The sequence below is a fragment of the Streptomyces sp. NPDC052016 genome (genome assembly GCF_044548445.1).
Classification (GTDB): domain Bacteria; phylum Actinomycetota; class Actinomycetes; order Streptomycetales; family Streptomycetaceae; genus Streptomyces.
Map to the genome: position 1 here is coordinate 256,519 of NZ_JBIUBX010000007.1, position 11,647 is coordinate 268,165.

Genomic DNA, 11,647 nt, shown 5'->3' on the forward strand with positions numbered 1-11,647 from the left:
TGCGAAACCGGTGCATACCGATGCTCACTCATTCATCATGAATATATGGGGGAGCGTCAGATGATCGGTGAGACAGGGCCGTTGGACTTCTTCGTCAGCTATTCGCCGGCCGACGAGCGCTGGGCGGCATGGATCGCCTGGACCCTGGAGGAAGCCGGCTACCGCACGGTCCTGCAGGCGTGGGACTTCGTGCCCGGCACCAACTTCGTGGACTTCATGGACCGGGGCGTGAGCGAGTCGGCCGCCGTCATCGCCGTCCTCTCGCGCAACTACGAACGCTCCCGCTACGGCCGTATGGAGTGGCAGGCCGCGCTGCGGGCCGACCCGGACACGCCGGACCGCCGGCTGATCACCGTACGGGTCGAGGACATCCCGGTGGAGGGCCTGCTCGCCACCATCACCTACGTCGACCTCGTCCCGGTCGCCGATCCGTCGGCCGCCCGCGACCTGCTCCTGACCCGGGTCCGCCAGGCACTCGACGGCCGCGCCCGTCCCAGTCTGCGCCCCGACTACCCGGGCGGGAACGGCCCGCTGCCGCCGCCCACCCCCGCCCTGCCCACCGCGCCCCCGCCGGGCCGGCCGCTCGGGCGGCCCGGCTGGGCCGGACGGCGCAGGCCCGCCGCGCCACCGGCGTATCCGCCGGCGTCCGGAGACGCGCGGGGGCGCGAGGCGGTCACCGTGCTCCATCTCGCCGGGCCGGCGTTCGGCCGGGGACAGGATCCGGCCGAACTGCAGGCGGCGATCTGGGGCGACCTCGTCGAGCTGACCGACGCGGGCGCCCCCGCCCCGGACCTGCTGGTGGTCACCGGCGACCTGACCGCCTCCGGCAGCCCCCGCGAGTTCGACCAGGCGCTCGCCTTCCTCACCGGGCTGCGCGCACTCCTCGGCCTCGAACCGCACCGGGTCGCCCTCGTCCCCGGCGGCCGGGACGTCAACCAGGCCGCCTGCCGGGCCTACTTCAGCACCTGCGAGGCCGACGAGATGCCGCCCCGGCCGCCGTACTGGCCCAAGTGGAGGCACTTCGCCCGGCTCTTCCAGGAGCTCTACCAGGGCCTCGACGTCGTCTTCGACAGCGACCAGCCGTGGACCCTGTTCCCCGTGCCCGAACTGCACACGGTGGTCGCCGGACTCAACTCGTCCATGGCCTACAGCCACCGGCTCGACGACCAGTACGGCTTCGTCGGTCCCGAGCAGGCCGCCTGGTTCGCGCAGGCGCTGCGCCCCTACGAGGAGGAAGGGTGGCTGCGGCTCGGGGCGCTGCGGCATCCGCCCGGCCGAGGGCGGGGCGGCGCCTCCGACGGGAGCGGACCGCTGCGCGACACCGACGTCCTCGCCCGGCTCACCGCGCCCCGGCTGCACCTGCTCCTGCACGGCCCCGCCGGTCCCGGCGCCCGCCCCGCCCTCGCCACCGCCGCCGGCGAACTCCCGCTGCTCGGCACCGCCGAGCCGGGCCGGCACCGGCTGCTGCGCATCGGCCGGGACGGGCTGGCGGCCTGGCAGGGGCCCGGCGAGCCGGAGCGGCGGCAGGCGGAGTGGCGGCGGGCCCACCGCGCCTTCGGCCCCGTCCCGGACGGCGCACGGACCGACGAGCCCACACCGGCCCCCGCCACCCCGGCCGACCCCGAGCCGCGGGCCGTGCAGTCCCCGGCCGAGGTCCTGCTCGCCCGCGTCGCCGAGGTCTGCCGCACCCGGCACGAGGGCGCCCAGATCCGGCCGGTCGCCGGACCGGTGCCCCAGCTCCTCGTCACCTGGGAACAGGCGGGCTTCGTCCGCCAGCAGCGGGTCGCCGTGCACACCGGCACCCCGACCGCCGAGGACATCGACCGGGTCGTGGCCCTCGTGCACGCGGCCGACTCCGAGACCGAGGCGGAACTCGTCCACGACGGCCCGCCGCCCGCCCGCGAACTGCGCGACCTCGCCCGCCGCAGAGGCGTCCGGGTACGCAGCTTCACCGAGTTCCAGGGCCTGCTCGACCTGCGCGGATACGTCGCCGCCCAGAGCGAGCGGCTGCGCACCGACCCCCGCTACCCCCCGGGCATGTACCTGCCGCAGCGGTACCGGGAGGTGGAGCGCCTCGGCTCGGAGGACCGCGACGGCCTGGTCGACGACATGCTCCGCCTCCTCGACTCCGACCAGGGCCGCTTCCTGCTGCTCCTCGGCGACTTCGGACACGGCAAGACCTTCGCCCTGCGCGAGCTGGCCCGCCGCATCCCCGCCGAACTGCCGCACCTGGTCCCGCTGCTGGTGGAACTGAACGCGCTGGACCGGGCCTACTCCTTCGAAGGCCTGGTCGCCGCGCACCTCGCCGCCCACGGTGTCGACACCATCGACCTGCGCGCCTTCCGCTACATGCTCCAGCAGGGCCGGATCGTGCTGCTCTTCGACGGCTTCGACGAACTCGTCACCCAGGTCACCTACGACCGCGCCGCCGAACGCCTCCAAGTGCTCCTGGACTCCGCCGTCGACAACGCCAAGATCGTCGTCAGCAGCCGCACCCAGCACTTCCGCTCCCAGGGTCAGGTGCTGACCGCCCTGGGCGAACGCGTCGGCCTCCTCCCGCACCGGCGGGTCCTGGCCGTGCAGGAGTTCACCCCGCAGCAGATCCACGCCTACCTGGTCAACCGCTACGACGGCGACGAACGCGCCGCCGACCGCCGGGTCCGCCTCCTCGACGCCATCCCCGACCTGATCGCCCTCTGCCGCAACCCCCGGCTGCTCGGCTTCGTCGCCGACCTCGACGACGACCAGCTGCGCGCGGTCGCCGGCGCCGGACGCGCCCTCAGCCCCGCCGGCCTCTACGAGGAGGTCCTCACCGCCTGGCTGACCTTCGAGGCGCAGCGCGTCGGCGGCGGACCCGGCCGTGCCCCCGGACTGAGCCTGGACCAGTTGTGGAGCGCGGTCACCGCGCTCGCCCTCCGGCTGTGGGAGAGCGGCCAGGACTCCCTGCGCCTCGACGAGCTCACCGACGTCGCCGAGACCCTGACCGGACTCGCCGACAGCCGGCTGTCGGTGCCGCAGGCCGCCCACGCGGTCGGCTCCGGCAGTCTGCTGGTGCGCAGCGACGACGGCGTGTTCCGGTTCATCCACGGCTCCGTGATCGAGTGGCTCGTCGCCCGCGCCTGCGCCCTGCGGCTGGCCACCGGGGACACCGCGCTCCTGTCCCGACGCCAGCTCAGCCGCCTCGCCGTGGAGTTCCTCTGCGACCTCGCCGACCACCGCGCCTGCCAGGAGTGGGCCGAGCGCGCCCTGGGCGCGGACGGCGACGGAGCCGAGGAGACCGCCCGCGCCAACGCCGTGAAGATCCTCGCCCGGCTGCGCGTGCCCGCCCACACCGATCTGCGCGGCGCCGCGCTCGCCGGGGAGGACCTGTCCTACCGCGACTTCTCCGGAGTCGACCTCACCCGCGCCGACCTCACCGACGCCCGCATGGTCGGCGCCAACCTGTCCGGGGCCGTCCTGCGCGACGCCCGGCTGACCGGCGCCCGGCTCGACGGCGCCGACCTCACGGGCGCCGACCTGCGCGGCGCCGACCTGCGGCGGGCCCGGATGATCCGCACCGACCTGACCGGCGCCCGTGTCGAGGGCGGGAGGTGGCGGCGGGCGGCGCTCGTCTCGGCGACCACCGGCGCCGACCTGCCCGCAACCCCCGAACTGGCCTGGGCCGCCGTCGCCCCCGGCATGGCCGTCGACTCCGGCTTCCGGCCCGCCGCGGTCGGCGTGCCGTACGGCTTCGACATGCGCTCCAGCCGACTGCCCGAACCCCTCTCCTACAGCCCGGACGGCGAACTCCTCGCCGTGGGCAGCGAGGACGGCGGGGTGCTGGTCTGCGACGCCGTCACCGGCACCGCCCTGCGCACCCTGGAGGGCCACACCGACCGTGTGTACGCCGTCAAGTTCCGGGAGCGGGTGCTGGCGACCGGCAGCGCCGACGGGACCGTCAGGCTGTGGGACCCGGTCTCCGGCGCGTGCCGGCACCGGCTGGACATCCACCCGGGGGGCGTCTGGCCGGTCGTCCTGGACGCCGAGGGCTCGCTGCTGGTGACCGGCGACGCCGACGGCGTGGTCACCCTGTGGGACACGGCCACGGGCGAGCCCCTGCACCGGCTGCCCGGCCACTCCGCGCCCGTCTACACGGCCGCCCTCGGGCCGGGCAACGCCACCCTGGTCACCGGCGACGCCTCCGCCGCCGTACGGCTGTGGGACCCCGCCGACGGGCGGCTGATCGGGGAGCTGCCGGGACACCGGGGCGCGGTGTTCCGGGCCCGGTTCAGCCCGGACGGGACGCTGCTCGCCACCGGCGACATGGGCGGCGGGCGGGCCGGGACGGTCCGGGTGTGGGACGTGGCCGCACGGCGGGTGCTGCACACGTTCACCGGTCACGCCGGGCGCGTCTACACGCTGGACTTCCACCCCGGCGGCCGGTTCCTGGTGAGCGGCGACACCGAGGGCGAGGTGCGGCTGTGGGACCTCGCCTCCGGGACCGGCGCCGGACTGCTCGGCGGCTGCCGGGGCGCGGTGTACCAGGTGCTGTTCGACCCCGACGGGACGCTGCTGGCCGCCGGGGACAGCCAGGGCGTCGTCCGGCTGTGGCGCGTGACGCCCGACGCCGACCCGGTGGCCGTCCCCCTCACCCGGCAGCCCGCGGAGCACCGCGGCTCGGTCTGGGTGTGCAAGTTCCGCCCGCACGGCGACGCGCCCGCCCCGGAGGCCGGCGCCCTGCTGGTGACCGGCGCCAACGACGGTGTCGTACGGATCTGGGACCCCGCCACCGGACAGGGCCGGCGCATCCTGCGCGGCCACGGGCGGCGGATCGGCACCCTGTCCTTCAACGCCGACGGCTCCCTGCTCGCGGCCGGCGGCAACGACGGTGTCGTCCGGCTGTGGCACGCCGCCTCCGGGCGGCGGCTGCGGGAGCTGACCGGGCAGAGCGACCGCCTGGTCTCGGCGGTGTTCAGCCCCGCCGACCCGACCGTGCTGGCCACCGCGAGCAGCGACGGCGACCTGTACCTGTGGGACGCCGGGACCGGCGAGTACCAGCGGGAGATGGACGTCGAGACGGACCACGTGTGGGCCGAGGCGCTCAGCGCGGACGGCGACCTGGTCGCCACCGCCAACGACGACGACACCGTACGGCTGTGGTACCGCGCCACCGGCGCCCACGTCACCACCATCACCGAGCACTACGGCCGGGTCCGCTCCATCGCCTTCCGGCCCGACGGGGCGGTCCTGGCCACCGGCTGCGACGACCGCAAGGTGCGGCTCTGGGACCTGGCCGCCCGGCGGATCACCGCCGTCCTCGACGGGCACACCGACCGGGTGTACGCCGTGGCCTTCGCGCCCGACGGCTCCTGGCTGGCCAGCGCGGCCTGGGACGGACAGGCGGTGATCTGGCGGGACGGCGCCGTCGCGCACCGGCTGACCGGCCACACCGGCAAGCTCTGGACGGCCGCCGCGCATCCGCTGCGGCCCCTGCTGGCGACCGCCGGCGACGACCGGACGGTCCGCCTGTGGGACCCGCGCACCGGACGCGCGACCGGCGTCCTGACCGGCCACACCGGCCGTGTCCTCGCGGTCGCGTTCAGCCCCGACGGCTCGCTGCTGGCCAGCGGCGGCGAGGACGGCACGGTACGGCTGTGGAACGTCCCCGGCGGCGCCCCGGCCACCCTGCGGGCCACCCTCGTCGGACTGCCGGGCGGCTGGGCGGCGCTGTCGCCGTCCGGCGGCTACAAGTACGAGGGCGACGTCACGGGCGAGTTCTGGCACGCGGTGGGGATGTGCCGGTTCGAGCCCGGTGAGCTGGACGGGCATCTGCCGGGGGTGAGGCACGTGCCGCTGGACGACACGCTGGGGTGAGGAGGCGCCGGCTCAGTGGCCGTGGGGAGCCTCCTCGCCGGTGCCGGACGCATGTGAGGAGGGCTCCGTGGCCGGGGCGCCGCTACCCGCCCGCACGGTGAACGCCGCCGTGCGGACCGTCCCGTCGACCTTGAAGTCCAGGAACAGCCGGTAGGTGCCCGCGCTCGGCGCGGTGGCCGCGAAGGACACCTCGGGGCCGGAGGCGGCCTCGCCCTCGGCCTCCTCGTGCGGGTGGACGTGCAGGTAGGCGAGGTCGCCGGAGCGCAGGGCGACCAGGTGGCCGTAGGCGCCGAGGTAGGGCTGGAGGCCGGTGACCGGCCGGCCGCCGCGGCGCACGGTGAAGGTCAGGTCGCTCTCGCCGCCGGCCTTCAGGACGCCCCCGAGGGTGACGGCGTAGCCGTCGACGGTGGTGGTGGACGCGGGCGCGGGCGGCCGGGACGCCCGGTACGGTCCGGTGACCGTCAGGTCGGAGCCGAGGGTCAGGCCCTCGGACCCTCCGGCCGGGACGAAGTCCGCGAAGACGCGGTAGCCGCCCGCGGCGGGGAGGTCGACCGGGGCGCTCCATGTGCCGTCGGCGGCCCGGGTGGGGTGCAGGTGGCGGTACGTCGTCAGCTCGCGTGAGGCGACGATCAGGTGCAGCTGCTTCCCGTGCTCGGTCCGGTAGCGCGTCACCGGTTCGCCCTCGGCGTCGCGGACGACGAAGCGGAGGGTGGCCTTCTCGCCGGCCGGGACGGCGGTGGTCTCCAGGTCGAGGGTGTAGCCGTCCTGGGAGACCTGGAGGCCGGCCGGGGTGACGCCTTCCGGTGGTGGTGCGGTGGGTGGGGTGGGGTCCTCCGAGGCGTGCTTGTCGGAGGCCGTGTGCGCGGCGGGCTTCGTCACCGGGCCGCCCGGACCGAACGCGGCGCCGACGCCGTAGGCGGCGCCGAAGGTCGCGGCGACGGCTGCGCCGAACGCGCCGATCTTCTGGAGGGAGTTCATCACCGGCTCCTTGGTTCTCAATACCACCAGGGGGTATGCGCTTCGCGCTAGATTATACCCCCAGGGGGTATGAGGCAAAGGGAAGGGTGGGCATTCGCCGGCGATCGCCCGCGATCAAGATTTTGAACATGTTCAACTCGGGCTACGCTGCCCCCATGAGCGACAGAGCCGCCCTTTTGAAGGGCATCCGCGCCTGGCTGGTCTTCTTCGTCGTCTGCCTGGTGCTCAGCGGCGCCACGGCCTTCCCCCTGGTGCACGAAATGCGCTGGACCGAGGAGCTGTTGCGCACCCTGTCCGTGCCGGACCACCTGCCCGGCCTGATGGACTGGATCGAGCGCGTGCGGCAGGGGCTGGACACCGTCGACGCCGAATACACCTTCGTCCTCTACGGCACCGACTGGCTGGCCTTCGCCCACCTCGTCATCGCCGTCGCCTTCTACGGCCCCTACCGCGACCCCGTCCGCAACGTCTGGGTCGTCGAGTTCGGCATGATCGCCTGCGCCGGGATCGTCCCGCTCGCGCTGATATGCGGGCCGATCCGCGGCATCCCCTTCTGGTGGAGCGTGATCGACATGTCGTTCGGCGTGTTCGGGGTCATCCCGCTGTACGCCGTGCGGCGGAAGATCAAGCGGCTCGAGGCGCTCACCACTGCGAACCCCCAGGTCCTCGCGGCTACTTGAGAGCGGCCATCGCGATCCGCTGGGCGACCGGGTTCGTGTCCTCCGCCTTCGCGTCCGTGGAGTTGACCGAGTAGACCAGGGTGCGGCTCAGGTTTCGGGTCCCTGCGATCACCGCGTTGTATCCGTACCGGCCGCCCGTCTTCAGCCAGTAGACCTTCCCCTCGTGCTCGAACCGCTGGAGCCCCGCGCTGTACGTGGCTCCCTCGATGTGCGCCGGAACCGTGAACATCTCGCGCAGTTGCGGCTGCGGCACGATCCGTCCCCGGAACAGCGACGTGAGCAGCCGCTCCAGGTCCGCGGTCGTGGAGATCATGTCCCCGGCCGCGAACCGGTCCGCCTGGTTCCACTCCGTGACGTCGACGAGCTCCGTCGTCCCGTCCGCTGTCTCGACCTTCTGGTAGCCGTGGTTGTGCGGGCCGCGGATACGCGGGTCGGCGCCGGGGAAGTACGTGTCCCGCGCCCCGGCGGGCGCCAGCACCAGCTCGGTGGCCGCCTCGGCGTACGACCGCCCGGTCACGTTCTCGATCAGCAGGCCGAGCACCGTGTAGTTGATGTTGAGGTACTGCTGCTTGCATCCGGGACGGAACTCCGGCCCCTTTGCCGCCGCCGAGGCCACGACCTCCTGGGGCGTGAGCGTGTCGTAGCGGTGCTCGTACAGCTCCTCGAAGGTCGTCCCGAGGCTGTCGCCGGCCGGGATGCCGCTGGTGTGGTTCAGCAACTGCCGTACGGTGATCGGCCGGAAGTCCCGGCCGAGGAGGCCCGGGAGATACCGCTGGACCGGCCGGTTCAGGTTGATCTCGCCCCGCGCGGCGAGCTTGAGGACGGCCGCCGCCGTCACCACCTTCGTCACCGAACCGGCCCGGAAGCGGGCGTCCGGGACCGCCGGGCGGCCGCTCGCCAGGTCGTGGACGCCCGCGCTGCCGTGCCAGCTGCCGGCGGAGCCGCCCACCCGGACCAGGGCCGCGGTCGCGTCCTGGTCCGGGAGACCATCGAGCGCGGCGCTCAGGGCCTCGGTGTCCAGGCCGCGTGCGCCGGGGGCGTCGGCGGCCGGGGTGGCGGGGACGGCCGGGGCGGTTGGGTTCGACGCCGGTGAGGCGAACGCGGGGGCGGTGAGGGGGCCCGCGACGAAGGCGAGGACGAGGGCGGCGGTGACAGCGGCGGTGCGGCGGGTGGTGAGAGAGCGGGTGCGGGTGGCGGTGAGGGGGCTGGTGCCGGTGCGGGTGGTGGCGGTTGCGGTGCCGGTACCAGTGGTGGCGGTGCCGGTGCTGGTGGCGGCGGCCGTGTGGTGGCGAGCGCGCATGCGAAGACTCCCGAGGGGTGTCGTGACGTGGTCGTGATCATCCTCGGGCGGTTCGCGGCCACCCGGATCGTCGGCGAGGAGGGCGCCCGACCCTGGGGCGACCCCGAGCAAGTGCCTTGCACGGTGAGGGTGTGTCGGGGGCGTCCCTTACGGGGACGGAAAAGTGTTATCCCCGAGGCCCGCTCCCCGTCTCCGGAACGTGCCCCCGGGCACAGCCACCACCCCACGCCCCCCGGGAAGGTGCGGGGTCGCAAGGACAGGAACCAGGCAGGGAGAGACCGGGGGGACCACGTGGACGGGCAGCACTGGCGGTCCACCATCGCCGCCGCGCAGGCCGATGACCGGCAGGCGCTGGACGAGCTGGTCGCGGGCTGGCTGCCGCTCGTCTACAACGTCGTCGGCCGCGCCCTGAACGGCCACGCCGACGTCGACGACGTCGTCCAGGAGACCATGCTGCGCGCCGTCGACAACCTCGGCTCGCTCCGTGACCCCGACAGATTCCGGTCCTGGCTGGTCGCGATCGCCATGCGGCAGATCCGGGACCGGGCGCGCCGCCGCACCGCGCAGGCAGTACGTCACCCGCGAGAATCCGGACGACCCGGCGACCGTGCCTCAGCGGTCGCGCGTGTAGTGGCCCGGCGTGCAGCGGTCTCGCGTGCGGCGGTGCGGCGGTGCGGCGTCTGGCGGTGTCGTGTGCGGCGGTGCGGCGTCTGGCGTGTCGTGTGCGGCGGTGCGGCGTCTGGCGTGTCGTGTGCAGTGGTGCGTCTTCCAGCGGTGTCGTGTCACCCGGCGGGCCGGACCGCGCGCAGTGCGCACAGGACGTCGATGCGGTTCGTGGTGATCGAGTCGACGCCCATGTCCAGCAGGCGGCGCATCGAGCGGCGGGTGTCCGGCGTCCACACCGAGAGCAGACAGCCGTCGCGGTGCACGCGGGCGGCCAGCTCGCGGTTCACCAGGGAGAAGCGGTAGTTGAGCCAGCGCGGCCGCACCGCCGCCAGCAGCGCGGGCCGCGCCGGCGCCAGACTCGAACGGGTCAGGGCGATCTCGGCCGCCGGGTCCGCGGCGCGCACGGCCAGCATCGCGACGGCGTCCGCGCAGTAGTACACGCGGTCCGCCGCCCCCGCCTCCCGTACGACGTCCACGACCCGGCGCGCCGTCCGCACGTCCCGCGTGCCCGGCAGGTCGAGCATCACGCGGCTGCCCTCGGTCGCCGCCAACGCCTCCTCCAGGGTCGGCACCCCGCCCCCGGTCAGTTCGCGCACCTCGGCGGCCGACAGGGACAGCAACGGCCGTTCCCGCTCCCACAGCCGCTTCAGCGTCTCGTCGTGCAGCAGCACCGGCACGCCGTCCCGGGTGAGGCGTACGTCGATCTCGACCGCGTCCGCGCCCAGATCGAGGGCGGTGCGCAGCGAGTCGAGGGTGTTCTCACGGAAGCGGTAGGGGGCGCCGCGGTGGGCCACGGCTGTCACGGTCTGCATGGGGTCATTGTGGCGTCAGCGCGCCGGCCACCCCGCCGTGTAGGCGTCGATCTCGGACCTGATCCGGGCCTTGGCCGGTTCGTCGAGGAACGCCGCCTCCACCGCGTTCTTCGCCAGCTCCGCCACACCCCGCTCGTCGAGGCCGAGGAGCCGGGCCGCGACCGCGTACTCGGTGTTGAGGTCCGTGCCGAACATGGGCGGGTCGTCGGAGTTGACGGTGACCAGGACGCCGGCCTCGGCGAACTGCTTGATGGGGTGCTCGTCGAGGGTGCGCACCGCGCGCGTGGCGATGTTGGAGGTCGGGCACACCTCCAGGGTGATGCGGTGCTCGACGAGGTGGGCGAGCAGCTTCTCGTCCTGGGCGGAGCTGGTGCCGTGCCCGATGCGTTCCGCGCGCAGGTGGGTGAGGGCGTCCCAGACGGTCTGCGGGCCGGTCGTCTCTCCGGCGTGCGGAACCGAGTGCAGGCCCGCGGCGATCGCCCGGTCGAAGTACGGCTTGAACTGCGGGCGCGGTACGCCGATCTCCGGGCCGCCGAGACCGAAGGAGACCAGGCCCTCCGGGCGCAGGCGGTCCTCCGTGGCGAGGCGGGTCGTCTCCTCCGCGGCCTCCAGGCCGGCCTCGCCGGGGATGTCGAAGCACCAGCGCAGGATCGTGCCGAACTCCGCCTCGGCGGCCTTGCGGGCGTCCTCGATCGCGTCCATGAAGGCGCTCTCGTCGATGCCTCGCCGTGTGGACGAGAAGGGGGTGATCGTCAGTTCGGCGTACCGCACCTGCTGGCGGGCCAGGTCGCGGGCGACCTCGTAGGTGAGGAGTCGGACGTCCTCCGGGGTGCGGATGAGGTCCACGACGGACAGGTACACCTCGATGAAGTGCGCGAAGTCCGTGAAGGTGAAGTAGTCGACCAGGGCCTCGGGGTCCGTGGGCACCTTGGAGTCGGGGTGGCGGGCGGCGAGCTCCGCGACGATCCGCGGGGAGGCGGAGCCGACGTGGTGGACGTGCAGTTCGGCCTTGGGGAGGCCGGCGATGAAGGCGTGCAGGGGGTGGGTGGTGGTCAAGGGGGCCTTCCCGTGATCGGCTGATCGGGTGGGTCGGGGTCATCGTAGGGGGAGGGGGGTGGGCTGTGCGGGGCCTCCGGCGGTGGGCGGGGTCCTGCGTGGGCCTGCGGGCGGCGGGTGGGGTGCGCCTGGTGCCTGCGGCGGCCGGCGGGGTGCGCGGTGCCTGCGGCGGCTGGCGGGGGGCGCCTGCGGGGGGTGGGTGGGTCGGGGGGGGGGGGGGGGGGGGGGGGGGGGGGGGGGGGGGGGGGGGGGGGGGGGGGGGGGGGGGGGGGGGGGGGGGGGGGGGGGGGGGGGGGGGGGGG

At 74.4% G+C, this 11,647-nt stretch carries 6 protein-coding genes and 1 pseudogene; 3 read left to right on the top strand and 4 right to left on the bottom strand.

The annotated features are described in order from the left end of the window. Positions 1-45 precede the first annotated feature (45 nt). Positions 46-5,853, top strand: coding sequence for a TIR domain-containing protein (locus tag ACIHAR_RS11945; protein ID WP_400018848.1), 5,808 nt, complete (start codon positions 46-48; stop codon positions 5,851-5,853). Positions 5,854-5,865: 12 nt separating this feature from the next. Here ACIHAR_RS11945 and ACIHAR_RS11950 read toward each other — a convergent pair whose 3' ends face one another. Then, positions 5,866-6,831, bottom strand: a complete 966-nt coding sequence (locus tag ACIHAR_RS11950; RefSeq protein ID WP_400018850.1) for a hypothetical protein — start codon at positions 6,829-6,831, stop codon at positions 5,866-5,868. Between the two features lie 155 nt (positions 6,832-6,986). Between ACIHAR_RS11950 and ACIHAR_RS11955 the strand changes: the two genes are divergently transcribed. Next, a complete protein-coding gene (locus ACIHAR_RS11955) occupies positions 6,987-7,511 on the top strand; it encodes a hypothetical protein (protein WP_400018852.1) in 525 nt (174 codons plus the stop codon). On the opposite strand, the gene ACIHAR_RS11960 is transcribed toward ACIHAR_RS11955, so the two are convergent. Next, the gene (locus ACIHAR_RS11960; protein WP_400018853.1) at positions 7,504-8,811 is read right to left on the bottom strand and encodes a serine hydrolase domain-containing protein; all 1,308 of its coding nucleotides are present in this window, start codon (positions 8,809-8,811) and stop codon (positions 7,504-7,506) included. The two genes, ACIHAR_RS11955 and ACIHAR_RS11960, sit on opposite strands and share 8 nt — an antisense overlap. Before the next feature lie 240 nt (positions 8,812-9,051). Between ACIHAR_RS11960 and ACIHAR_RS11965 the strand changes: the two are divergent. Continuing rightward, a pseudogene (locus tag ACIHAR_RS11965) lies at positions 9,052-9,372 on the top strand (sigma-70 family RNA polymerase sigma factor); the annotation flags it as partial. 221 nt (positions 9,373-9,593) lie between these two features. Here ACIHAR_RS11965 and ACIHAR_RS11970 read toward each other — a convergent pair. Together ACIHAR_RS11970 and ACIHAR_RS11975 are read right to left on the bottom strand one after the other, a co-directional pair. After that, on the bottom strand, positions 9,594-10,289 hold the full coding sequence (locus ACIHAR_RS11970; RefSeq protein ID WP_365470393.1) for a glycerophosphodiester phosphodiesterase: 696 nt from the start codon (positions 10,287-10,289) through the stop codon (positions 9,594-9,596). Between the two features lie 15 nt (positions 10,290-10,304). Continuing rightward, entirely contained in the window at positions 10,305-11,345 is a 1,041-nt protein-coding gene (locus ACIHAR_RS11975; protein WP_400018855.1) for an adenosine deaminase, read from the bottom strand. Positions 11,346-11,647: the final 302 nt, after the last annotated feature.